General features: G+C 67.5%; 24 protein-coding genes and 1 pseudogene. 18 read left to right on the top strand and 7 right to left on the bottom strand.

All coding sequences use genetic code 11. The features are described from left to right. Positions 1–896: 896 nt before the first annotated feature. A complete protein-coding gene (locus DMH03_RS40755; protein WP_199749218.1) occupies positions 897–2801 on the bottom strand; it encodes a hypothetical protein in 1905 nt (634 codons plus the stop codon). A 273-nt stretch (positions 2802–3074) separates the two neighbouring features. Continuing rightward, the gene (locus DMH03_RS40750; RefSeq protein ID WP_125797343.1) at positions 3075–3785 is read right to left on the bottom strand and encodes a TetR/AcrR family transcriptional regulator; all 711 of its coding nucleotides are present in this window, start codon (positions 3783–3785) and stop codon (positions 3075–3077) included. A 110-nt stretch (positions 3786–3895) separates the two neighbouring features. Here DMH03_RS40750 and DMH03_RS40745 point away from each other — a divergent pair, with 110 nt between their 5' ends. The 3 genes from DMH03_RS40745 to DMH03_RS40740 are packed head-to-tail and all read left to right on the top strand — an operon-like array spanning position 3896 to position 5870. Next, on the top strand, positions 3896–4546 hold the full coding sequence (locus DMH03_RS40745; protein ID WP_125797342.1) for an RNA polymerase sigma factor: 651 nt from the start codon (positions 3896–3898) through the stop codon (positions 4544–4546). After that, positions 4543–4728, top strand: a complete 186-nt coding sequence (locus DMH03_RS42190; protein WP_158633166.1) for a hypothetical protein — start codon at positions 4543–4545, stop codon at positions 4726–4728. Before DMH03_RS40745 ends, DMH03_RS42190 begins: the two co-directional genes overlap by 4 nt. Before the next feature lie 53 nt (positions 4729–4781). Next, positions 4782–5870 carry an FUSC family protein gene (locus tag DMH03_RS40740; RefSeq protein WP_233611889.1) on the top strand — a complete coding sequence of 363 codons (1089 nt, stop codon included), beginning with the start codon at positions 4782–4784 and terminating at the stop codon, positions 5868–5870. On the opposite strand, the gene DMH03_RS40735 is transcribed toward DMH03_RS40740, so the two are convergent. Then, positions 5848–8139: an FdhF/YdeP family oxidoreductase gene (locus DMH03_RS40735; RefSeq protein ID WP_125797340.1), complete on the bottom strand. Its 2292-nt coding sequence runs from the start codon at positions 8137–8139 to the stop codon at positions 5848–5850. The genes DMH03_RS40740 and DMH03_RS40735 overlap by 23 nt on opposite strands. A 271-nt stretch (positions 8140–8410) precedes the next feature. Between DMH03_RS40735 and DMH03_RS43090 the strand changes: the two genes are divergently transcribed. The 6 genes and pseudogenes from DMH03_RS43090 to DMH03_RS42770 form a co-directional block, all read left to right on the top strand. After that, positions 8411–8638 (top strand): Hsp70 family protein, encoded by a 228-nt coding sequence (locus DMH03_RS43090; protein ID WP_370311042.1) that lies wholly within the window; start codon positions 8411–8413, stop codon positions 8636–8638. Positions 8639–8659: 21 nt separating this feature from the next. Beyond that, positions 8660–8893 (top strand): ATP-dependent Clp protease ATP-binding subunit, encoded by a 234-nt coding sequence (locus DMH03_RS40725; protein ID WP_125797339.1) that lies wholly within the window; start codon positions 8660–8662, stop codon positions 8891–8893. Positions 8894–9005: 112 nt separating this feature from the next. Beyond that, a complete protein-coding gene (locus DMH03_RS40720; RefSeq protein ID WP_233611886.1) occupies positions 9006–10235 on the top strand; it encodes a CdaR family transcriptional regulator in 1230 nt (409 codons plus the stop codon). Between the two features lie 157 nt (positions 10236–10392). Continuing rightward, positions 10393–10599 carry a hypothetical protein gene (locus DMH03_RS42775; protein WP_233611883.1) on the top strand — a complete coding sequence of 69 codons (207 nt, stop codon included), beginning with the start codon at positions 10393–10395 and terminating at the stop codon, positions 10597–10599. Positions 10600–10640: 41 nt separating this feature from the next. Continuing rightward, positions 10641–11594 (top strand): Dyp-type peroxidase, encoded by a 954-nt coding sequence (locus tag DMH03_RS40710; RefSeq protein ID WP_125797337.1) that lies wholly within the window; start codon positions 10641–10643, stop codon positions 11592–11594. 25 nt (positions 11595–11619) lie between these two features. Further along, positions 11620–11805 (top strand): annotated as a pseudogene (locus tag DMH03_RS42770) (hypothetical protein); the annotation flags it as partial. 102 nt (positions 11806–11907) lie between these two features. On the opposite strand, the gene DMH03_RS40700 reads toward DMH03_RS42770, so the two are convergent. Continuing rightward, positions 11908–12567 carry a hypothetical protein gene (locus DMH03_RS40700; RefSeq protein WP_199749229.1) on the bottom strand — a complete coding sequence of 220 codons (660 nt, stop codon included), beginning with the start codon at positions 12565–12567 and terminating at the stop codon, positions 11908–11910. A gap of 1654 nt (positions 12568–14221) precedes the next feature. On the opposite strand from DMH03_RS40700, the gene DMH03_RS40695 reads away from it, so the two are divergent. The 5 genes from DMH03_RS40695 (at position 14222) to DMH03_RS40675 (ending at position 18566) form a co-directional block, all read left to right on the top strand. Continuing rightward, positions 14222–14971, top strand: a complete 750-nt coding sequence (locus DMH03_RS40695; protein ID WP_199749217.1) for a DUF169 domain-containing protein — start codon at positions 14222–14224, stop codon at positions 14969–14971. A gap of 188 nt (positions 14972–15159) precedes the next feature. Beyond that, positions 15160–15585, top strand: coding sequence for a helix-turn-helix transcriptional regulator (locus DMH03_RS40690; protein ID WP_125797416.1), 426 nt, complete (start codon positions 15160–15162; stop codon positions 15583–15585). A gap of 56 nt (positions 15586–15641) precedes the next feature. After that, positions 15642–15800 (top strand): hypothetical protein, encoded by a 159-nt coding sequence (locus tag DMH03_RS40685; RefSeq protein WP_158633165.1) that lies wholly within the window; start codon positions 15642–15644, stop codon positions 15798–15800. After that, a complete protein-coding gene (locus tag DMH03_RS40680) occupies positions 15797–18070 on the top strand; it encodes a peptidase domain-containing ABC transporter (protein ID WP_158633164.1) in 2274 nt (757 codons plus the stop codon). Before DMH03_RS40685 ends, DMH03_RS40680 begins: the two co-directional genes overlap by 4 nt. Positions 18071–18440: 370 nt before the next feature. Continuing rightward, positions 18441–18566, top strand: coding sequence for a bacteriocin (locus DMH03_RS40675; protein ID WP_125797333.1), 126 nt, complete (start codon positions 18441–18443; stop codon positions 18564–18566). A gap of 154 nt (positions 18567–18720) precedes the next feature. Here DMH03_RS40675 and DMH03_RS40670 read toward each other — a convergent pair whose 3' ends face one another. Beyond that, entirely contained in the window at positions 18721–19686 is a 966-nt protein-coding gene (locus tag DMH03_RS40670) for an alkylmercury lyase family protein (RefSeq protein WP_125797332.1), read from the bottom strand. Positions 19687–19781: 95 nt separating this feature from the next. On the opposite strand from DMH03_RS40670, the gene DMH03_RS40665 reads away from it, so the two are divergent. After that, positions 19782–20177, top strand: a complete 396-nt coding sequence (locus DMH03_RS40665) for a heavy metal-responsive transcriptional regulator (RefSeq protein WP_125797331.1) — start codon at positions 19782–19784, stop codon at positions 20175–20177. A gap of 9 nt (positions 20178–20186) precedes the next feature. Here DMH03_RS40665 and DMH03_RS40660 read toward each other — a convergent pair whose 3' ends face one another. Both DMH03_RS40660 and DMH03_RS40655 read right to left on the bottom strand, forming a co-directional pair. Further along, complete coding sequence (locus DMH03_RS40660) at positions 20187–20783, bottom strand: cadmium resistance transporter (protein ID WP_125797330.1); 597 nt, start codon at positions 20781–20783, stop codon at positions 20187–20189. Between the two features lie 84 nt (positions 20784–20867). After that, positions 20868–21278 (bottom strand): helix-turn-helix transcriptional regulator, encoded by a 411-nt coding sequence (locus DMH03_RS40655; RefSeq protein ID WP_199749215.1) that lies wholly within the window; start codon positions 21276–21278, stop codon positions 20868–20870. Between the two features lie 120 nt (positions 21279–21398). On the opposite strand from DMH03_RS40655, the gene DMH03_RS40650 reads away from it, so the two are divergent. The 3 genes from DMH03_RS40650 to DMH03_RS40640 all read left to right on the top strand — a co-directional run. After that, positions 21399–22040, top strand: a complete 642-nt coding sequence (locus tag DMH03_RS40650; RefSeq protein WP_125797329.1) for an arsenate reductase ArsC — start codon at positions 21399–21401, stop codon at positions 22038–22040. A 29-nt stretch (positions 22041–22069) separates the two neighbouring features. Further along, positions 22070–22474, top strand: a complete 405-nt coding sequence (locus DMH03_RS40645; RefSeq protein ID WP_125797328.1) for an arsenate reductase ArsC — start codon at positions 22070–22072, stop codon at positions 22472–22474. Positions 22475–22507: 33 nt separating this feature from the next. Further along, positions 22508–22835, top strand: a 328-nt coding sequence (locus DMH03_RS40640) for an arsenic resistance protein (RefSeq protein WP_370311040.1), incomplete at its 3' end; no start/stop codon positions are given.

Genomic DNA, 22835 nt, shown 5'->3' with positions numbered 1-22835 from the left:
GGCAACGGGTCGTACTGTTCCCTGGCTCCTCCGTACAGGGGAAGAGCGTGCGGACTGTCGGGCATCGGCTCGAAGAGGGTGTCCCCCGGGGAGGGGAGCCGGGGAGTTACTTCTAGTAGTTGTTCGCCTGCTTTGCCGGACTGTGGGCCAGGTGGCTCGTGGCGTCTCACTCCATCGCCGGTTGTCGTCTTGGGCGATTGCGCAGGTAGCCGGCGGGGTCCCGTTCGGCTGCCTGGCATTCGATGACCACCCGTGCTCTGGTGATCGGCTGCGGCGGCACGACCGGCGGAGCATGGATCCTCGCCGGTGGCGTCGCTGTCGACGACCTGGTGGCCATGCGGCAGGGCATCGCCGATGACCCGCAGTTGCGCTCCTACCATGCCGACGCGCCCGGCCGACGGCTTCACCGAGGGCCGTTACTGGCTCGACCATCCTGCCGCCCGGATGGTCGCTTTCGACATCGGTTCCGGAGAACGGATCGCGTTCGGAGCACCCGGCGCTCCCGTCGTGTCACCGGGACCGCGTTGTAGGCGTCCTGGTCGGTCCCGGTCTGGACGCCGCCGGTCACCGCGCATGGCCGCACCTACCTCGACGGGGGTGTGGCCTCGACCGCCTCGCTCGGCCTGCTCGCCGATGACGGATTCGACGAGATCTACCTCATCGCCCCGATGGCCTCACCGGACCGAGCCCGCATTACCGGCCTCGGCGGGTTCCTCGAAGACCGCTGCCTGCTCTCGGCGCGTGCACGGCGGTCAGGACGTTCGCGGCGATGTCACCGACGTCGCGGCCAGTCTCCTCAGGCTGTGCTGCAGCAGACGCAGCGCGAGCACCTGGACGGTGCGCCGATCCCTGTCGGGTGGGTAGCGCTCGGGCCAGGGGGAGGGGCGATGGCAGGCTTACTTTTCAGCGCTTTTGGTATGTTCGCGGTCACCGGCGATTCGGTCCGGCTGGGCTTCGATCAGGCTTCCCGCGCCGATCGCGAAGTAGATTCCGTGCCACCACTGCTCCATGATGAGCGCCGAGATCGCCTCGCTGAAGGGGCGTTTGAAGTCGTTTGTGTGCCCGGACCGCATCAGCTGGGCGAAGTGGTGGCAGTAGGCGCCGTCGATGTGTTTCAGGAAGGCCGTAGGGGTGATCCTCTCCTCCCGCAGCAACCACGGGACGATGAACTCGTATTCGACGACGGCCTTGGGCAGGATGCCACCGGACACGGCGTCACAGATGGTGGTGTGCAGGGCGACAGCGCCGGTGTGGCGGGCTCCTTCGATGTCGATATCGAAGGACAGATCTCGGCGTGGGACTCGGACCCGCGCTCGGCCGACCGGTGTCGTCGGGGTGAGGTCTTCGGCGTAGCAGTCCGCGAGCTGGCCGGATGCGTACAGGTCTCGCTGCTGGGCCACTCGGCACAGGTCGCTGGCGAGAGCGTAGTAACGCCACACGTCATGACGGTGGTTGCCCAGCAGCCAGGGACCGACGGCCAGGACCGCTGTGCACGCGGCGTAGCGCTCCGCGCGGATGTCGCCGGTTTCCGTCCAATGCGTGTTGAACATCCAGACGGTCCGCTCATAGCAGTCCAGTAGATCCGGCATCGTCACCGAACCCCGGGTGAGGGCGAGAACCGACTGGCCGCATTCCTGGAAGCGCAAGTCGGGTCCGATATCCGCCCAGTCGGCGACGAGGCCGGTGAGCATCATGTCGTCGCGACCGCGGGAACCGGGCATGAACGACAGGTAGTACGTGAAATATCCGCTGTCGGCGGCTTTGAAATCGCGCCACTGGTCTCGGTCACGATAGACCCAGGCCGCCAGGCCGCTGGTGGGCAGATCGTGGACATCCGCTTCATCACTTCGCTTGGTGTCGAAGAACGCGAGATCGGCTGTGACGTGCGCCCGCCGTGCCTGCAGATCGGGTGGGAGGTCCGGCACGTCCCACAGCGCCAGGATCTCGTTCTTCAGATTGTTTCCGTACGCGGTGTCGACGTTGTACTCGAGGTAGAACCCGTAGATGAGCATGACGACGTAGTCCTGACGCCAGTCGTCGTAGATGTCCGGCATCAGGCCCCCTCCCCAGGTGCCTGCGGCGAAGTTCGGATACGCGGCCACTCCCTGGAGCCCGAACTCCTCCATGACCGCAGCCCACTCCGCGGTGCGGCACGGGGACAGATTCGACTTCGTCGAGCGGCCCGCGTTCTCCGCCAGCCGGGCGCGGGCGATCAGCGTTCCCACGGGATCCGCGCCGACTGCGAGAGGTACCAACCCGACCCGCCCCGATGCGGTCGTCCCGGGTTCATGGCTGCGGATGTGGCGGATGTCGGCGAGCAGGGCACGTCCGTGCTCGACCATCTCGGCGCATTCCGTCATCCAGGACGCGAACTGTTCTCCCCAGGCGGCGGGGTCGCGTCTCATGGTCGCCAAGGTCGTCTCCGGGCCGTAGACCCAGCCGTCGGGACGTTGTGATCCAGGGCCGTGCGCGAGGCGGCGTCGTACTGCCGCGGTGTGAGTCGCAAGGGGGGACCCGGCCGCACGCTTGCGGGTCCACAACACGTCCAGGCGGGCGGGCGCGCCGGGCTCGATCGCCGCCGGGCTGTCCAACCGGGCAGCCGAAGTGTCCAGCTCTGTCGGGCCGGACCCGGAGCGTCCCATCCCTTGACCGGCCGGGCTCTTCTCGCGGGCATGGACGCGCTGTGCCAGCGGATCGAGGACAGGGTCCGGAACGACTGGGTCAGTATTCGTTGACTTGCCGGAAGAGGCCGAGCTCGAGGCCGTCACATAGTGAGTGTCGCCGAGGGATAGCCCGCACATGCGTCGCGTTTGGGGAAACCCCCCGATCGGTTTGGGGAAACCCCCGATCGGATGCAGTGCTGTGGGCCCGGAGGAAGCTCGCGAGCGTGGGGGCGATTGGTGTCGTCAGCCCGTGACGACGTCGGCGACGAGGTTGATCGTGGTCGCGAGGATGACCGTGCCGAAAGCGCGGCGCCGGCGAGCCGGGTGATCGCGGACAAAGGCGATCGTCTGTCCATGGGCATACCGTATTGGGACCGTCGGGCAAGTGCCTTGCCCGAGCGAGCGGACAACTCAGGCCGGTTGGAACGCGGGTGGTGGCGGGGGCGGTGGCAGCGGGAGGTGGGGGTCGAGTTCGTCGCCGCCCGCGCGGAGCGTGTCGTCGAGCACACGCCAAATCCAGCGAGTGAGCAGGTCTGCAAGTTCGGCTCTCGGAACGCCGTTCGGGTTTTCGAGCCATTGAGCGGCGCAGGAATCGACGAGCCCGACGACGCCGAACGCGATGGATTCGGCGACCCGTGTGTCCATTTCGAACATTGTCATGTAGTGCTCGAATAGTTGGGTGAGCTGTCGCGCGATGACGGTCCTGACGTCGGCGACCGCGTCCCGGTCTCCGTAGGAGTGCAGGCTCAGGTAGCGGTAGAGGTTGCCGTTCTCGGCGAGCCAGCCGGTGTGCGCGTCGACCGCAACGGTGATCAGCTGCATCGCGCTTCCCCGGAGTTCCCACAGCGGCCGCAGCGCGGTGGTGACGAGCAGCGCGGCTTCATCGGCGATGGCTCGTTGCAGGTCGGTCGCGTCGTCGAAGTGCTTGTACAGCTGTGGCCGCGCGATACCGGCCTCGTCGGCGATATGTGTTGTCGAGACTTGAGGTCCGTTCTCGGCGATCGCTCGCAGTGCCGCGTCGACGAACTCGCGACGACGACGCTCGCGCTGCCCTGCCCAGCGGGTCGCACGGCCATCGCCGGGGCGTGTGGTCGCTGAAGAGGAGATCACCTCTCCGAGCATACCGTCAGAGTAAGGGCTACGTCGTTGTATCTGTTACTTTGTGTGCTACTTCGTGGCGGAGGGTGCGTGCGAACTCTCGCTTGCTGATCAACCGGAATCTGGAGAATGCGATGTGGGATGCCGTCGACGACGCCCCGCCGGACGCGAGACTGCTCGGCAGAATCCGGGACGGAGACATCGGCGCGGGTGACCTGCTCTTCCGGCGGCATGCCGGGCCGCTGCGCCGTATCGCCGCGTGCTGGGTCAGCCAGCCCGCCGAGCGGGACGACCTCGTGGCCGAGGCGTTCACCCGGGTTCTCTCCGCCGTGCGCGACGGCGGCGGGCCGCGCGATGAACTGCGGCCGTACCTGGTCGTCACCATGCGGAACCTCGCCGCCCAGTGGAGCCGTCACCGGCTCCGGGTCCAGCCCCATGCGGTGGTCCCGGCGACGGAGGAGGTCGAGGGAGCCGACGGGCCGGTATTGCAGGCATCGTCCGATCAGCTGGTCAGGTCCGCTTTTCACACGTTGCCCGTGCGGTGGCGCGCCGTGCTGTGGAGCACTGTCGCCGAAGGTCACACCCCGGCCGAGCTGGCACCGGTTCTCGGCGTATCGCCGAACGGGGTCGCCGCCTTGGCCCACCGCGCCCGCGCAGGCCTGCGACAGGCATATCTCCAGGCGCAGACAGCCAAGGAGCCGATCGTGCGCGAGGTGATCGGACGCGGCCCCGGCCAGAGCGCCCGTCGCCGGATCCCGGCCAGTACCGCGCCGGACCACGGATGAGCGCGGTGCAGGACACGGCCACCCCCATCTTCGACATGCTGGTGGCCGAGGTCGGACTCGGCTGGCCGGTCGCGGACGACGTCGGGACCGAGAAGCGCCCACCTGCCGAACCTGACACCACAGTGGACAGACACAAAGAATGTCGTGGCACTCCACAGCATTTCGGCGAGACGTCCGGATAGGTCGTCCGGCAGACTGGATTCGTACCCCTGCCGTTGATGATCGGAGCTCGGCCTTGCACGCTGTCCGGCCATCGGCACGTCTGCCGGCCGGGCTCGGTTTCGCCGAAGGTGACTGGCTTCACGCATGCCGGGTAGCGGTCGGGCTGCTTGTCCCGGGGCTGGCGCTGCTCTTCGCCGGGCGGCCGGAGCTGATCATCTTCGCCGCTTTCGGCTCTTTCGCGGGGATGTACGGGCGGGCCGAGTCCCGCGGTCTCCGTCTTCGGCACCAGGCGCAAGGGGGAGCGATCCTGCTGACCGGCGTCGCCGTCGGGACGCTTCTCTCTGCCTGTCACGCCCGGCCGTGGGTCCTGGTGGTCACCGAGGCCGGATTCGCGTTCGCGGGCGCGTTGGTGACGAACCGGCTCGATCTCGTCCCCCGAGGACCGTTCTTCGGGATCTTCGCGCTGGGCGCCATCGCCCTCGTCCCCGCCGACGGGGCGGGCCTCTCGATCTGCGCCGGGACGGTCCTGTTCTGTGTCCTCATCGGACTCACCGGTCCGAAGCGAGTCCTTGGCAGGTCAGCGATTTCGCCGCCGGGGGTTACCTGCGGACAGGAGGACTGCGAACGCGGGCGGCGAAGGTCGTGCGCTGTGGTGCACGCGGCGCGGTACGTGGCGGCGATTTCGGCGGCGGGCTTCTGCGGTCTGCTGCTGGGCGTCGAACACGCGAACTGGGCGATGGCCTCCGCGGCCGTGCCGTTGGCCGCGGTCGATGCGCGCAACCGTCTCCATCCTGGTGTCCGCAGTGTCCTTCACCGTAGCGCTCACCGGGTGCTGGGCACGTTCGCCGGACTCGGCGTCACCGCTCTGTTGCTCCTGCCGGACTTCAGTGAGACGCTGCTGGCCTTGTCCGTGATTGCGTTGCTGTTTCCCACCGAACTGTTCATGTCCCGCCATTACGGGCTGGCACTCGGGTTCTTCACGCCGCTGATCATGGTGATGACCGAACTGGCCACTCCGGCCGAACCGGTGCCCCTGCTCACCGACCGGGTGCTCGACACCCTGATCGGGCTCGTCGCCGGTATCGCGGCGGCGGTGCTCGTCCGCGGTCCGTGCCGCGATCGGCCCGTGAACGTGGAGTTCAGGCCGACGGCTCGACCGTGACCTTGAGGTGCTTCATGATCGGCTGATCGCTCTGGGTGCTGTAGTCGCCGATGGCGCACAGGACGTTCATCTCCGGCATGTAGCCGGCCGCGCAGCCGCGGGGGATATCGTAGGGGATCACCTTGTAGCGGTACAGGCTGCGAGTGGTTCCGTCCTTGGCGGTGCTGGTGATGTCCACGTCGTCGAACTGGCTCAGGCCCCGTTCACGCATGTCGTCGGCGTTCATGAAGATCAGCGTGCGCAGGTTCTTGACCCCGCGGTACCGGTCGTTGTCCGAGTAGATCGTGGTGTTCCACTGGTCGTGGGACCGCATCGTGCCCAGCGCGAGCGTTCCGGGAGCAGGGATGACGTCCGGCAGGGCGGCGGCGGAGAATTCCGCGCGTCCGGAAGCGGTGTGGAAGACCAGTTCCCTGGCGGGCTGGCGGATGCGGAACCCCAGTGGCTGCCGAACGCGCCGGTTGAAGTCCTCGAAACCGTCGAAAACCTGCGACATCGTGTCGCGGATCCGGTCGTAGTCCTCGACGTAGGCTTCCCATGGCGTGGCGCTGTCCGGCAGTGCCGCACGGGCCATCCCGGCGATGATCGCCGGCTCCGAAAGCAGGTGCGTGGACGCGGGCCGCTTCATGCCGACGGACAGATGGACCATGCTCATCGAATCCTCGACGGACGTGGACTGCAACCCGCCGCGCTGCTCGTCCTTCTCGGTGCGGCCGAGGCACGGCAGGATCAGTGCCTGCCTGCCGTGGACGAGGTGGCTCCGGTTGAGTTTCGTGCTGACCTGCACCGTCAGCGCGCATTTGCGCAGGGCGGCGGACGTGTAGGGCGTGTCGGGCGCCGCGAGGACGAAATTGCCGCCCATGCCGACGAAAACGGTCACCTCGCCGCGGTGCATCGCTTCGATGGTGCCGACCGTGTCGAGGCCGTGGTGCCGCGGCGGGGTGATGCCGCAGACCTCGCCGAGCCGGTCGAGGAAGGCGGTGGCCGGGCGGTGATCGATACCGCAGGTGCGGTTACCCTGGACATTGCTGTGCCCTCGGACCGGCGACGGTCCCGAGCCCTCGCGGCCCAGGTTTCCTCGTAGCAGCAACAGGTTGACGATCTCGCGGACGGTGTCGACACCGTGTTCGTGCTGGGTGACGCCCAGGCACCAGCTGGCGATGCTGCGGTCGGCATCGCGGTAGATCCGGGCCGCGGCGCGGATGTCGGCGACGGAGACCCCCGACTGGTGCTCGATCTCCTCCCAGGGGGTCGCTTCGCAGAGGGCTCGGTACTCCTCGAACCCGGTGGTGTGGCGTTCGATGAAGGTCATGTCGACGGCGCCGGGATCTTCGCGGGCCTGCTCCAGCGCGGCCTTCGCCATCCCCCTGATCAGCGCCATGTCGCCGCCGATGCGTGGTTGCAGGTTCAGGGTTCCGGTGCGCGTGGCGCGGAACGTCGCCATCTTGGCGAAGTCGTGGGGGATGATGGTCCGCGTCGCGGCCGCTTCGACCAGCGGGTTGATGTGAACGATCTGCGCGCCCCGGTGATAGGCTTCCGCGAGCGCGGTGAGCATCCTGGGCGCGTTGGAAGCCGCGTTGACGCCGAGGATGAACAGGGCGTCGGCGCGTTCCCAGTCCTCGAGGTCGACGGTGCCCTTCCCGGTGCCCAGCGCCGCCTGCAGGGCGCGGCCGCTCGCCTCGTGGCACATGTTGGAGCAGTCCGGGAGGTTGTTCGTCCCCAGTTCGCGGGCCATGAGCTGATACAGGAAGGTCGCTTCGTTCCCGAGCCTTCCCGAGGTGTAGTACGCCGCCTTGTCGGGGCTGCCGAGCTCCCTCAGCGTACGGCCGATCAGTTCGAAGGCCTCGGGCCAGGAGATCGGGACATACCGGTCGCTGTCCGCGTCGTAGCGCATGGGCTCGGTCAGCCTGCCCTGGTCTTCGAGTTCGAACTCGCTCCACTCCGACAATTCGCTGACGGTGTGCGTGGCGAAGAATTCGCGGCCAACCCGTTTCCGGGTCATCTCCCAAGTGACGTGTTTGATTCCGTTTTCGCAAATATCCAGATGCAGGCCCTTGGTGTCATCGGGCCACGCGCAGCCGGGGCAGTCGAAACCACCGTTCTCATGATTCATCTTCCGGATCGCACGCGGCCCGTTCACGAGTTCGCCTTCGCGGATCAGGAATCCGGTGACGCTCTTCGCCGCTCCCCATCCGGCCGCCGGGTGGTGGTAGGGCTTGAACTCCGGTGACCGCTCGTCCTGCTCCCGGTCGCGGCCATCCTGATCGCTCATCGTCCACACTCCCGTTTTCGCGCCGTTCCTGGATCATCCGACCATGGACCGTGCCCCGGCGGAAGAGCGGGGGCCCCGGTGTCGATGAAAACACACAATCGTGTGGGACCCTCTCATCGTGGGCGGGGGTCACCGGATTCGGACACGTTCAGTGTGGCCTCCGACAAAGTTCCTTGTGGCACGCCACATACGCCCAGGAAAGAATCGACGCACGCACCGCTCGTCTTGACACTGCCGGAGCCCCTTCAGTAGACCAAGCGGCGAATCATCGATTCAGGGAGCGCGTAATGGCGAAAGCGGTAGGCATCGATCTCGGTGCACGAATTCGTCCGCGAAACGGTTCATCGGGCGCCGGTACGACGAGGTCACCTACGACGTCGTCCCCGGCCTGGACGCTGGCCCCTTCGACGTGTACCGAAAGTCGTACGCGCCGGAGGAGGTCTCGGCGCTCGTTCTGCGGAAGCTCGTGGAGGACGCTTCGAAGTTCCTCGGTGAGTAGGCGACCGAGGACGCCGGCAACATGCTCAAGCCGATACTGGCCCGCGGCGAGCTGCACATGATCAGCGCGACCACCGCCGACGAATACCGCAGGTACTTCGAGAAGGAGGCCGCGCTGGAACGGCGTTTCCGGCCCGTGCCGGTCATCGAGCCGTCGGTCGAGGACGCGATCTCGATCCTGCGGGAACGCGTCGCGCTGGACGCGGGCGACCTCGCCGTCACCTACGAGAACCCGGATTCCGAGGTGGCCGGGTGAGTCGGTCGCGCGAAAAATGCGCCGTGGAGGTAGGTCCACGTAGCATCCTGGGGATGCGCGGCGTGGACGGAATTCACCGCCCCGGCCGACCGCTGTCGAAGGCGGTGGCCGGGTGACGGACGCCGTCCTCGCCGGACTCGTCGCTTGGGTCGAGCCACGGCTGCCCCGGCTGATCGACGACGTGTACGCCGCCACCTGCGACCGCATCGCGCTGTACCGGGACGAGAAGATGGTGCCGCGCGACGACCTGCATCGCTCCATCGCGGTCAACATGCGCTTCATGGTGAACGCGCTCGCCGGCACCGAGACCCACGACGACCTGGCTGCCCCCCACGAGACGGGCAGCAGGCGGGCGCACCAGGGCGCTCCACTGCCGGAGGTGCTGCAGGTCTACCGGATCGGCTGCTCGATGCTCTGGGATCTCCTGGTGAACCACGCCCGGCTCCACGCCAAGCCGGGCGCGATGGACGCGCTCGTCGACGTCGCGAGCCTGCTCTGGCAGGTCACCGACGAACACGCGATGCTCCTCACCGAGGCGTACCGGGCGGCGAGCGCGGAACTGCTGGTCGCCCAGCAGCGGCGTCGCTCCGCGCTGGCCGAGGCCTTGTTCACCGGGCAGCGCGTCTTCGACGCCGGGCCGTGGGAAGCGGGGAAGCTGCTCGGCCTGTCCCTCGACGGGAAGCTGGCGGTGGTGGCGGCCGAGACCCGTGGTCTTGCCGAGGAAAGCCTGGTCGGGATCGAAAAGCGCCTGACCCGTCTCGGGATCGTCTCGGCCTGGCAGCTCACCCCCACCTTGCAGGCCGGGGTGGTGTCCCTGCGCGACGAACAGCGCGAACCCATGCTGGCCGCCCTGCGCGAAGTGACGGTGACCAGGGCGGGTGTGAGCCCGCTCTACCGGTCGCTCGTCGACACCCCGCGTGCTCTCCACCTGGCGCGGACGGCGCTCGCCGGGATCCCGCCGGGCAAACCGGACGTCCGCGCGTTCAACCCCAGCCCGCTGGCCGCGTTCCTCGCCTACGACCCGGACGAGGGAGGGCGGCTGGCGGAGGAGGTCCTCGGCGCGATTCTCGATCAGCCCGCCGAGGAACGTGACCTCCTCCTGGAAACTCTGCACGCTTATCTGTCGCACGGCGGGTCCACCGAACGCGCCGCACAGAGCCTGCATTGCCACGCCAACACCGTCCGGTACCGGCTGCGCAGGATCCGCGAACTCACCGGCCGGTCCATGACCGACCCGCGTGCGATCGCCGAACTGGTGACCGCTGCGCAGGCCTTGAGCCTCAATCCTGGGCGACGGACTCGCGGGGCGTCGTCGGCGCCCGAGCGGTCCGGTAGCGAATAAAACACTTCGAACATCGGGAACGACTATGAACGAACCGCGGTCGATCACGGCCAAAATCATCGGAAACCCGGATGGCGGACTCTTCGACAACCCGTGGCCGCCGGATCATCCTGCCGTCGGCGAGCGAGTCGCACTTTTCGCCTTCGAGGTATCCAAAGTGGACAACACTGACGAAGACCTCCGGACCTATCACGTCGCTCCCGCCGATTCCGCGCGGGACGGTGCCGGCCCCGGTCAGGACGAACCGCAAGGCATCAACGTGAGGTGGATCGGTTGCGGTACCGGGAAAGTCGTCAGATCCGCCGAGCGACGGCAGGTCGATCCTACCTGCGAAGTGATCCCGGACGATCCGCGGCTGGTCTGAAGCTCTCCACGCCGAACCCCACCACACGATCGGAGAATCCGGTGCCAGAGCCGCAAAACGTGCTCGCCCCGCTGACCGAAAGCGCCTTGTTCCTCACCCTCACCATCCGGCCAGGAGGGGAGGTGGCCGCGCGTGATCTGTTGCCGGAGCTCGCGGGGATGATCCGGTCGGTCGGCTTTCCGCTTCCAGCCGAGGCGCTGACCTGTGTCGTGGGCATCGGCTCGGAAGCGTGGGACCGGCTGTTCACCGGTCCGCGACCGGAGCGGCTGCACCCCTTCCGCGAAGTGGTCGGCCCACGGCACCGCGCACCGGCCACCCTGGGCGATCTGTTCCTGCACCTGCGCGCGAAACGGCTCTACACCTGTTTCGAACTGGCCCGCCGCGTGGTCGGCAGTCTTGGTGACGCCGTCTCCGTCGCCGACGAGGTGGCCGGATTCCGCTACTTCGACCGGCGGGACCTGCTCGGGTTCGTCGACGGTACGGAGAACCCCACCGGTGACGCCGCCAGCGCCGCAGTGCTCGTGCGCGCCGAGGACGACCCTGAGTTCGTGGGTGGCTCATATCTGGTGGTGCAGAAGTACGTGCACGACCTGGACCGGTGGAGCGCGATGCCGGTCGAGGAACGAGAACTCGCGGTAGGCCGCCGCATGCTCGATGACATCGAGCTTCCCGACGCGGTGAAACCGGCCGACTCGCACGTCGCGCTGACCACGATCGAAGATGGCGACGGCACGGAACGGAAGATCCTTCGCGACAACATGCCCTTCGGATCGATCGCCCACGGCGAGTACGGCACGTACTTCGCCGGCTACACCGCCGATCCCGGTGTGATCGAAGAGATGCTGAACCGCATGATCCTCGGCGACCCACCGGGACGGTCGGATCGCATCCTCGAAGTATCCACCGCGGTGACCGGCGGACTCTTCTTCGTACCCACCATCGATTTCTTGGCGGATCCACCGGCAGGCCCGGCAACCACGAGGAGTTCACCATGACCAGTGACGACCGCCAGGACGCAGACCCGTTCCCGATCCGAAGTGGTACTACAACACCACGACCCGGCAGGTCGAACACGGCACACTGTCGCGATCCATCGACCGGCTCGGCCCCTACCCGGACGAGGCGACCGCGCGCCGGGCGCTGGAAATCGCCCAGCAGCGCACCGAAACGGCAGACAAAGCCGATCGCGAGTGGAACGACGACTAGGCGCTGTCCTGTCCGTCGTCGAGCGAGATCAACGGAGATTTTGGTGGATCCGCCAGCGATCCGTCGACGCGGTCTTGCGCTCCTCGGTATCTCCGCCTCGAGTCAAGGACGTGTCGGTGCGTCACGGGTTCCGACAGGCGGTTCGGCGGCTGCCGGGAGGTCCAGTGCGCGGGCAAGGGCCGCGATGACCGGGACGGCGACGTGGCGGGGCAGGTTCCTCTCAGCCCAGTCGGCTGCCAGCGCGAGGAAGCCGGTGAGGTCGTGTTCGACTCCAGCGAGGAGGTGCCGGAGATCGGTGGCAGGCAACTCGATCACCGGGCTGGCGCTCTGCTCAGCGTCAACGGTCAACCGGACGGCATCGCCGTGGCGTTCGGCGCGCGGATCGGGATCGTGCCCGAACCAGACCTGGCCGTTGTCCTCAAGGACCTGGTGCCACTCGCGCCAGTCCTCCAGGCCGTTGCAGCAGCCCGGCATGAATGCCACGCCCGTGGCACTGTCTGTCACCCGCAAGCCGCCGGCCGCGAAGAGGGTGTCAAAGGGGAGCAGGCCATGCAGGAACGACCCTAGCGGGTCGGCGGGGCGAGGCGGGCGGAGGCCGTCCTCAGGGTCGATGTCGTTGCAGCCGGCGATGCTCATCACCGCTGTACCGACCTCAAGATGCGTGAGTTCTCCGTTGAGCGGCATATACCCGAACGCTTTGACCTCGGCGACAGGCCAGAGGACAAAGCCGCCTGTCGCGTGGGCCTCCAGAACGGGCTGCATCGTGATCACCCAGGGAGTATCGCGCGATCTTGCCCTGTCTGCCTCTCGATTACGTTCTGCGCCAAGCTTCCTGTCGTGCCTGAACCGACATCGGCATGAGCGGGCGGTCGAACGAACGTGCGCTTCGTGGCAGACGGGGATGTTCGTTGAATCAGGAGCGCGGCCGCAGGCTCGACGTGGTCTACTCGCCCTGCGCCGAGCCCGGACGTAACGACGAGAAGGTGGGTATTCGTGACCGCACCGGTGAACCAACCGTGGCAGCAGATCATGAACCTCCTGCGGGACTACACCCCGCAACCGCCCGCGAGATCCGACCTCCCGGCCCCCACCGAGGATGTCCGCGAGGTTCAGCGTCTCATCGGACTCCCGCTCCCAGGTGCGGCCGTTGGATCTGCAGGGTCTGGTGTCGAAGTCGCGTGATTTCCGGTGATCAGGACGAACCGGGAATGGCGAACGCTGGAGGTTCCGACCCGGCCAGGGGCGGGGCGCCCCAAAGCGGTGCCCGTGGGGCCGCAATCTCGCGGTGGCGGGGGTTCGACAGGGCTAGTCGCAGGACTATCGTGCACCGGAGTGTTTGTGCGAGGCCTGCCACGCTTTGACAGGAGAGGGCGGCGTGTGGGCGATGATCGACGCCCGTGTGGGCGATGATCGACACCGCTGTCGATCGGCAGGTCATGGAAACCGTCGCGGACGAGTACGGCTTGCGGCTAGTTGTCTTGCCCCACCGGTTTCGTCCGGGATCGGCGTCATTCAGCTTCGCTAGGGTTACGGTCTTCGACGAAGCCAGCCTGTCTCTGTGTCCGGTCGACGCGCGATCCTCATTCATGTCGAGGTCGAGGAGAAACACCGCCGTCGCCGCGCGGGGACGTGTGCTGGTGAACGCCGCCCTGGACCGAGGAGCACGGTACGACTGGACGATGCTCCCGATCGGCGCGGGACCCGATCGCCGTCGTTTTCTGGGCCCGGGTCGGCGCAGTCGGGCTGGTGAGCCCACATCCCTGCACACATCAGGTCGAAGCGAAAGCGGTGCCCGCTGAGTCGAGATGGACGACGTGGTGGTGAGCGGGAAGGAATCCGCGACAAGCTTGGCGAAGCTACATCGGAAATAGTGGAGCGCCCGGTGCCTTTCGCCGCTCCCTGGGAATCAGCGATTCGGCCGTCGAGTGTCGTCGTCAACTCGGCGGCTTGCCAAGAATCACAGCGGGGAGGCCCGAGTATGAGACGAATCCGACGGCGCTGAAGCAAACTGGTGCAGTCTTTCGCAGTATGTAAGGAGGTACTTGCTGGTATTCGTAGAGAATCGCGGAACTTAGAGTTTTCGCCGGCGTTCGGGAGGGGTAGCCGACGGGATCAACGTTGCACCCGAGTGGACGACGCGCTGTCGGCTCAACGGGGGGCAGGATTTATCGGCTACCCGGGTTCGCGGATCTCGTCTTGATCATCGCGGCCCCAGGTCCGGGGTTCATAGTGCGCAGGTCGAGGGGTGGGGTGACCAAGTCGTGGCTCGTACCGCAACGACGTCCGTCGCACGCTCCTTCCCTCCTATCTCGGAGAGGGCGAGTCTGCGCACTATTTCTCGGCTGGCACGAAGGAAATCTGGGAACTCCGCATTGCTGGGCTGCCGTCCTCACGTAGAAGGAGTGTCGTCGGCCGGGTGATCGTGTTCCGCCACCATCAGATGACCAGTGAAAGGCGCACAATGGAGCACGCTCACGCTGCTGCACGAATCACAGACCTGTTGTCGACGGATCTTCCGCCGGTGGCGTTGACGTTCACCGACGGGCCACCCGAGGGTGTCGCGGTCTCGACCGAGGCTGTGCCCTCCAGTTGTAACCTCTGGCGCGTCGCGGAGAAGGGGGTATTTTACGCCGCCGCCGAGCAGCATTTCAACTGCCCGGTCGGGGCGATGGTGATGGGTTTCGAGCTGCCTGCGGCGACTGGTGAGGTGCTTGGCGGGCTGGTGCAGTCGATGTGCGACGCCCGGTACCTCGATCCGGACGAGGCGGCGAACATCCCCTCGGTGGAGAAGAAGAGTGCGGGGATCGTCTATGGGCCGCTCGCCGAGTTTCCCATCGAACCCGACCTGATCCTGCTGTGGCTGACGCCGGCGCAGGCGATGATCTACAACGAGGCCGCGGGAAACGCGAAGTGGACCGCGTCCCCGATGGATGTCTCTGGCCGTCCTGGTTGTGCGGCCTTGCCGCTGGCGTTGAAGAGCCAGACGCCGCGGATGGCGCTGGGGTGCATCGGCATGCGGACCTTCACCGACATCGCCGATGACCGCATCCTCGCCGTGCTGCCCGGCGGCTTGGCCGAGGAGTTCGTATCGGCGTTGGAGACCACGGTGGCCGCCAACGCGGAGATGAAGAAGTTCTACGAGACCGCGAAGGCCGGCTTCGTGTGAGCCTGAGGGCTCTGTAGTGACGCACGCGTTGTGACAGCCCCTGTCGCCGGTAGTTGGACCATTCCGGTGGCGGGGGTTGTGCGTTGGAGCACGGGGCTCGTACGGTCGGACACATCGAAGAACCTGGATCTAGTACATCGAGGTATCTCGATGAGGGGGTTGATGTGACTCTAGTGGAGCGGACCGTGATGGTCGCCCCGTCGGAGGCCGAGTGCGCTCCGATCCCGCCGTCCGGGGTTCCGCTGTGCAGCGTTCCCTTGACGACGCCGCGGTTGCCCGCCGATGAGGCCAAGCAGATCTCTGTGTTGTTCAAGGCTCTCGGGCACCCGCATCGGGTGCAGTTGGTGAATCTGCTGGCACGCCAAAGCTCCCCGGTGTGCGTCTATGACATCACCATGGCGATGGAGCTGGCGCAATCCACCGTTAGCCACCATCTGAAGCAACTCGTCTCGGCGGGGTTGCTGCGTCGGGAGCAGCGCGGGATTTGGGCGTACTACTCGGTCGATCGTGCGGCGACGGAGCACTTGTCCGCGGTGATCGATTTGGATGTCGCGCCGAACCAGAACGATCTCGGCACGGTGGCGGCCCAGGAGACGACCGCCGCGAGACCGTGACCCGACCACAGCGTCGAAGGGGTGGGGAACCGTTGGGGGAGAACAAGAAGCGCACGGTGTTCACCGATGAAGGTGCCCGGGTGCTCGCGGGCCGTGAGCGCGACATCCTTCCCGCCGCGGTGCGGGCGCCGGCGCTGAGCCTGTTGTGGGTCTTGCTGGTGGTGGCCGCGGTCTGCCTGGGGGTTCTGGCGATCGTGATCGGGGGACTGCTGTGACGCGCACGGCGCGGCCGCGCGGCCGGGTGCCGTTGGTTTTGCAGTCCAGCAACGCCGAATGCGGTCTCGCGTGCTTGTCGATGATCCTGGGTTATCACCGGCGGCCCACACCGGTGCGGGAACTGCGGGAGCTGTGCGCTCCGGGGCGGGACGGGGTCAGCGCGGGCGGGCTGCTGCGCGCCGGACGCGCCTGCGGCTTGACGATGACGGGCTACGCCGCCACACCCGAGGCGTTCACGGCGGTCGCGCTGCCCGCGATCGCGCACTGGGAAGGCAACCATTTCGTTGTCGTGGAACGGTTGTCGCCGCGGCGTGTCGACATCATGGATCCCCGCCGTGGACGCCGTCGCCTGACGCCCGAGGAATTCCGCACCGGCCTCGGCCGCGCGGTGCTCGGCGCCGGTCCCGGCGACGAGTTCGAGCCGCGCCCGGCGTCCGGGGAGCCCTTCTGGCGGACCTATGCGCGCTCGCTGTGGCGGCTGCCCGGGACCATGGCGCTGCTGCTGCAGGTGCTCGCGGTCAGCATCGTCGCCCAGGCGCTCGTGGTGGCGATGCCGCTGGCCACGCGCACCGTCGTCGACGACCTGCCGGCGTTGCGGTCCACCGATGTGCTGTCGCTGATGGGCATCGGCATCGCCGTGGTCGCCGCGGCGCAGCTGATCACCACGTTGCTGAGATCGTCACTGCTGGTGTATCTGCAGGGCCGCCTCGACACCGCCGCGCTGCTCGGGTTCAGCGCGCACCTGTTCCGGTTGCCGCTGCGGTTCTTCGAACAGCGCAGCACCGGCGACCTCGTCACCCGTTTCGGCAGCATCGCGATGCTGCGTGACCTGATGACCGGCCAGACCCTCGGGTCGCTGCTGGACGCCGTGCTGGTGCTGGCCTACCTCGGTGTGCTGGCCGCGCTCGACCTGCCCGTGGCGCTGGCGGTGCTCGGGGTGCTGGCCGCGGTGGTGGTGCTGCTGTTCGCCACCACCCGCTCGGTCCGTGAACGGATGGCCGCCGATCTGGCCACCCAGGCCGAAACCCAGGGCTATCTCGTCGAATCCCTGGAAGGGATCGCCACCTACAAGGCCGCCGCCGCCGAAGACCGCGCCCTGGGCCGTCTGGGGCATCTGCTGTCCGGCTGGATGAGCGCCACCCTGGGCCGGACCTACCTGGCCGCCGTCGTCGACGCCGTCACCACGGCGCTGCGGGTGCTGACGCCGCTGCTGGTGCTGTGGCTGTGCGTGACCCGCGTGCTCGCCGGCACCATGACCCCCGGCACCATGCTGGCGGTCGCCTGGCTCGCGTCGGCCATCGTGTCGCCGCTGGCGACGGTGGTGGCCAACGGGCAACGGCTGCAGCTGGCTGGCGCCCAGCTGCAGCGGCTCGCCGATGTCCTGGACAGCCCGGCCGAACGCGGCGATCCCGCGGCCGCGGGCCACCGCCTTCGTGGCCGGATCGACCTCGAGCAGGTCGGATTCCGCTACGACCTGTTCAGCCCGCCGGTCCTGCACGACATCAGTGTCCGCGTCGAGCCCGGAGAGAAGGTCGCGGTCGTCGGGGCCACCGGCTCCGGCAAAACCACCCTCGGCATGGTGCTGCTCGGCCTCTACACCCCCACGGGCGGCCACATCGGCTTCGACGGCATCGCCGCCGAAGACCTCGACCCGCGTGCGCTGCGCGCCCAGATCGGTGTCGTGCCACAGGAGCCGTTCGTGTTCGCCGGCACCATCGCCGACAACATCACCCTGCGCGACACCACAGTCCCCGCCGGAGAGATCGAACGCGCGGCCCGGCTGGCGTGCCTGCACGACGAGATCACCGCGATGCCGATGGGCTACGGCACCCAGCTCGCCCAACGCGGCAGCGGTCTCTCCGGCGGGCAACGGCAACGCCTCGCCCTCGCCCGTGCGCTCGTACGCGAACCCCGGATCCTGCTTTTGGACGAGGCCACCAGCCACCTCGACGCCGCCACCGAAGCCCGTATCCACCGCAACCTCGCCGACCTGAAGTGCGTGCAGGTCGTCATCGCGCACCGGCTGAGCACCGTCCGCGACGCCCACCAGATCCTCGTCCTGCACCACGGCCGCATCGCCGAACACGGCACCCACGCCGACCTGCTCGCCCACGGCGAGCACTACGCCCGGCTCGTCGCCGCCCAAATCGACCAGCCCCCCAACGGCCGCCCCGCGAGCGTCACCGTCGCCGAGCCGGCGAGCCCGGCTTCCCTGCTCACCGCCCCAGCAGGCGGCGAGAACCACACACCAGATGCCGAAAGGAGGTGAATGAACCATGGAAGACACCATCGTCACGCCCGAACTCACCGAAGCCGAACTCGAGGAGATTCAGGGCGGTCACGACGGCGGTCCGTGCTGCACCCTGACCGTCGACGGCGGCTGCGGCTGCTGACCCGGCTCCGCGATGAGAACCGGGTGGTGGGCGGGCCAGTCGTACCCTGGCCCGCCCACCACCTGGCCATCTCACGCCCGCCACCACGGGGGCGCAACAGTCATCCTGCCGTGAAACCCGATCGGCCGCGTCACCGTTGCACGCCGGACATCCAGCGCACGAGCGAGGCCACCGGCCTGTCGCAGGTTTTCGACGCTCACGCCACCCGGCGCTGAGACCGCATCAGTACGCGACAGGAGGTGACACATGGAGATCACAACTGCCCCGCCGCAGGAACTCACCGAGACCGAACTCGACGAGATCCAGGGCGGCCAGGGCGCGCAGGTCTGCGCGAGCAGCGTGGACGGTGACTGCATCTGCAAGCCCGAGTAGATGACAGCGTCCGCGAGGACCGTGGAGTGATGAACGTGTGGTGAGCGGACCAGTCTTACCCTGGTCCGCTCACCACACCCATCTCACGCCCGCGTGAACGGGCGCGGTACGCATCTTCCCGCGAAACCCGTTCGCACCGCCGACTGAGCCCTTATCAGGTCAGCAGCGAGCCGAAGATCTCGCGCCCCAGCTCACTCGCCTCGTCCATACCGAGAATCGTTCCCGGGACGTCGGGGTGTGCCGTGGCCCAGTGCTCGGCATCAGCGCGGCTGGTGAAGAAGTTCAGATGACCGCAGCACACCTCCGCGGTCGGCCCCGCGTCGCAGCCGGCGCCGACGAAGACCACCGCAGTCGACGGCTCGGCCTTGGGACGTCCGCCGCGTACCGTGACGACGACTTCGGCGCCGTCCGGTGTGGTCGAGACGATCTCCGCGTCCGTGGCCAGCATCGCCGGGATCCCGAGAGCGTCGACCGCGCACATCGCGAACACCGTCACTCCTCCCTCCGGTGTGACCCGATGCCGGGTCGGTAGCGCCGAAAACGGATAGGCAGCGGTGATGCGCCCGGCCTCGTCCAGCCGGAGAAAGTCGCCGCGATGCAACGCGGCGAGCACCTGCGAGGCCGTGGTCGAGGAGTCCGCTGCCACTTGCGCCAACTCGTCCGCCGTCGGCGGGCTTCCGGTTGCGCTGAAGGAACGCAGGACCGCCTGCTGGATCGCCCACTGTCCCCGCTCTTCCGGGGCACGGCGCCGCTGCCCGTCGACACCCAAGATGTCGCGCAGTCGCTGCGGCAGGCGCGCCGGCGATGACTCGGTTCCACCCGCGCGGGCGAGTGCGGCGGCCACGGCCGCCTTCGAGGGCGCTGGCCGCGCCTGGCCGTTCTCGTCACGAAACAGCCTGCACGACACGCTCGGCTGTGAACCCGGCTCGGCGAACGGGTCGATCCCGTTCACCAGCAGGGTCGGCGAACCACGCATGCCTTCCCGCTCGGCCTGGTCGTGGTCGAGGACCTGACGGTGAACCACCCGGATGCCCTGGCGATCGGCGAGCACCGCCCGCAGCGCATCGTCCATGAGCGCGACATGTGGACAGTCCGGAACGGACAGTACGACCAATTCCATGACACCCAACCTCTGCTTCGTGACACACGCGATGAACTCGATGACGACCGTAAACCTTCCACTCGACTGGAAGGTCAAGGCGTAGAGTCGGCGCCATGCGCATCGGCGAACTCGCCCGGACCGCCGCGGTCAGCACCAAGACGATCCGGTTCTACGAGCAGGCCGGCCTGCTGCCTGAACCGCCTCGCACATCCAGCGGTTACCGCGACTACTGCCCCGATACCGCACACCGGCTCGAGTTCGTCCGCACCGCTCAGGCCGCAGGTATCGCGCTGGCCGATATCCGGGACATCCTCGCCCTCCGAGACACCGGCCAAGCCCCGTGCGAACGCGTCAGTGAACTCATCGACCGCCACCTCGGCAACGTTCGCCGCCGCATCGCCGACCTGCGCGCGACCGAGCACGCCCTGGACCAGCTCAAGGCGCGAGCCAGCACCTACACCGCCGCGTCCTGCGCCGCCACCGCCGTGTGCGGCATCTTCACCCGCTGACGCGAGCCGTCAGAGTCCGAACGCGCCGCCTTCGAGGAGGATGAGCAGGCCGATGCCGATCAGGACGATCGGCAGCAGGACGTGCCCCCACCGCGATAACGCCTTCGCGATGGCCGGGCGGGTGGCGAAGTACCGGCCCGCCGCGATCCAGACCGCGAGCAGGAGCAGGAACACGAGTACGTAGACGGTCATGCCGCCAACGCCAGCGGTGGCGAAGACCGGTACGTAGACGCCGATGTTGTCCCCGCCGTTGGCGAAGGTCACGGCGGCCACCGAAAGAAGCTTCGGGCCACTCTCGGCGGCGGGCCTCTCCTCGGCGGTGTCGTCGCGGAGCCGCCATGCCTGGATCGCGGCCCTGGCTCCGAGCGCGAGCGGCAGCAGGCCGAGGTAGGGGACAGCCTTCTCCGGCAGGAACGTGGCGCCGAATGCCGCCGCGACGGCGACGGCGAGAATGGCGATGAAGCCGAGGTACTGGCCGAGAGCGACAGCGCGGGTCGTGCCGCGTCGGCCCGCGCCTTGGGCGAAGAACAAGGCCAGGACAAGGATGTCGTCGACGTTGGTGGCGGCGAAGAGGCCCGCCGCCTGCCCGATGGTGCCGATGGTCACGACCGGATCGGTTTCGTGTTCGTGATTCGCGCGGCGATGGGCATGGCGCTGGCGTGAAGCTGCTGTGTTGGCAGCGTCACGTGATCAGCATCTGTCGTCACGCGCCGCTTCGGTGAGGCGGGCGGGCAGGTCAGCGAGCGGGCCGCCGGACCGGAGCAGGGTTTCGAGGGTTTCGAGCGGTTCGGGGACGACGGTGTACCAGCTCCAAGTCCCACGCCGTTCCCGTTCGAGGATTCCGGCGGAGACCAGAACACGCAGATGATGGCTGAGTGACGGCTGAGGCATGTCGAATTCCTCGGCCAGGTCGCAGAAGCAGGCCTCACCTCCGGGGGAATAGCGCACCAGTGACAGCAGACGGATTCGTACCGGGTCCGACAGCGCCTTGAAGAGCTTCGCCGCCGCCTCGGCGTCGCCGGGGTCGACGACCGCTGCGGGTTCGGCCATGAGCAGGGTCACGGCGACCGGTTTCCGGCTGCGACTGTTCTCGCTCGCCACGTGCCCTCCTTCGCGCCCGGTGCTACTGGAGCCCACCATACCCACTGGATTGACAAAGCTCGATACAAGCTCTTCAATTGCATTGACAGAAGTCGATCCAGTGCCTCTTGAGGAGACGTCATGACCCATGCGACCGAGGGGCTGCCCGGCCGTGAGGTGCTGGACCAGCTCGACCGGATCACCGACGAGCTGGCCGACCGGTTCCACGGCACGTTCGGCCGCGAGACGATCGAGCAGTTCGTCGAGGAGACCTTCCGGCTGCTGGATCGTTCGGCGACGGTCAAGGTCTACCTTCCGACGCTGACTGCCCGCTTCGCGCGGCAGCGGCTGGTCGACCTCGCCAAGGTCGACGGGCTCACGATGGTGACCGCACCGCAGGTGCTGTTCGTGTGCGTGCACAACGTCGGCCGTTCCCAGCTGGCCGCGGCACTGCTCAACCACCACGCTTACGGGCATGTGATGGTCCGATCCGCCGGATCGCAACCTCAGGGCGAGATCCCGCCAGTGATCACCGAGGCGCTGAACGAGCTGGACATCCACCTCGCGGGAGCCTTCCCGAAGCCGCTGACCGACGAGGTCGTCCGCTCCGCCGACGTCGTGGTCACGATGGGCTGCGGGGACGCGTGCCCGGTCTATCCGGGCAAGCGGTACCTGGACTGGGACGTGCCCGATCCGATGGGCCAGCCGCTGGCCGTGGTCCGCGGGATCCGGGACGACATCGGCCGCCGCGTCCGGCACCTGCTCGACGAACTCATCGACTGATATCCCCTTTAGAGGAAAGGAATACCGGCATGACCCGCTCGCCCGAGGTGTTGTTCGTCTGCGTGCACAACGCCGGCCGGTCCCAGATGGCCGCCGCTTTGTTGCAGCACTACTCGCTCGGGCGTATCGCCGTCCGGTCCGCGGGCTCCGAGCCCGCGGAGAAGGTGAACCCCGCAGCAGCAGCGGCGCTCGCGGAGTGGGGCCTGGACATCACGGCCGAGGTGCCGAGCAAGCTGTCCACCGAGGACGTCGAAGCCTCCGATGTCGTGATCACCATGGGATGCGGCGACACCTGCCCGGTGTTCCCCGGCAAGCGGTACCTGGACTGGCCGCTAGAAGACCCGGCCGGTCAGGGCGTGGAGGCGGTGCGCCCGATCCGCGACGAGATCGACCGACGGATCCGCGGCCTGGTCGCCGAAATCCTCGACGCCTGACCCTCACCTTCCACACTTTCTGGAGACCAGCCCGTGACTCAAACCGCCGACAAAGCCGGTGCCCCGGCCGACACCGACGTCCTGCACAAACTGTCCTTTCTGGACCGTTTCCTCCCGGTCTGGATCATCGTCGCGATGGGCGCCGGGCTCCTGCTGGGCAGTGTGATCCCTGGCCTGCAAGGTGTTCTGGACGCGGTGAAGATCGGGCAGGTCTCCTTGCCGATCGCGCTCGGTCTGCTGCTGATGATGTACCCGGTGCTGGCGAAGGTCCGCTACGACAAGCTCGACACCGTGACCAAGGACAAGCGCACGATGGTGCTTTCCTTGGTGCTGAACTGGATTCTCGGTCCGGCGCTGATGT

The sequence above is a fragment of the Amycolatopsis sp. WAC 01376 genome, assembly GCF_003947415.1.
Taxonomy (GTDB): Bacteria; Actinomycetota; Actinomycetes; order Mycobacteriales; family Pseudonocardiaceae; genus Amycolatopsis.
Note: the sequence above shows the minus strand (reverse complement) of the source record. Positions and strands in the feature narration are given on the sequence as shown.

Excerpts from the sequence above, each read along its gene's own strand:
- DMH03_RS40755 (WP_199749218.1), bottom strand. The coding sequence starts at position 2,801 with ATGTGCGGGCTATCCCTCGGCGACACTCACTATGTGACGGCCTCGAGC.
- DMH03_RS40750 (WP_125797343.1), bottom strand. The coding sequence starts at position 3,785 with ATGCTCGGAGAGGTGATCTCCTCTTCAGCGACCACACGCCCCGGCGAT.
- DMH03_RS40745 (WP_125797342.1), top strand. The coding sequence starts at position 3,896 with ATGTGGGATGCCGTCGACGACGCCCCGCCGGACGCGAGACTGCTCGGC.
- DMH03_RS42190 (WP_158633166.1), top strand. The coding sequence starts at position 4,543 with ATGAGCGCGGTGCAGGACACGGCCACCCCCATCTTCGACATGCTGGTG.
- DMH03_RS40735 (WP_125797340.1), bottom strand. The coding sequence starts at position 8,139 with ATGAGCGATCAGGATGGCCGCGACCGGGAGCAGGACGAGCGGTCACCG.
- DMH03_RS40725 (WP_125797339.1), top strand. The coding sequence starts at position 8,660 with ATGCTCAAGCCGATACTGGCCCGCGGCGAGCTGCACATGATCAGCGCG.
- DMH03_RS40700 (WP_199749229.1), bottom strand. The coding sequence starts at position 12,567 with ATGCAGCCCGTTCTGGAGGCCCACGCGACAGGCGGCTTTGTCCTCTGG.
- DMH03_RS40690 (WP_125797416.1), top strand. The coding sequence starts at position 15,160 with ATGGTCGCCCCGTCGGAGGCCGAGTGCGCTCCGATCCCGCCGTCCGGG.
- DMH03_RS40675 (WP_125797333.1), top strand. The coding sequence starts at position 18,441 with ATGGAGATCACAACTGCCCCGCCGCAGGAACTCACCGAGACCGAACTC.
- DMH03_RS40670 (WP_125797332.1), bottom strand. The coding sequence starts at position 19,686 with ATGGAATTGGTCGTACTGTCCGTTCCGGACTGTCCACATGTCGCGCTC.
- DMH03_RS40665 (WP_125797331.1), top strand. The coding sequence starts at position 19,782 with ATGCGCATCGGCGAACTCGCCCGGACCGCCGCGGTCAGCACCAAGACG.
- DMH03_RS40650 (WP_125797329.1), top strand. The coding sequence starts at position 21,399 with ATGACCCATGCGACCGAGGGGCTGCCCGGCCGTGAGGTGCTGGACCAG.
- DMH03_RS40645 (WP_125797328.1), top strand. The coding sequence starts at position 22,070 with ATGACCCGCTCGCCCGAGGTGTTGTTCGTCTGCGTGCACAACGCCGGC.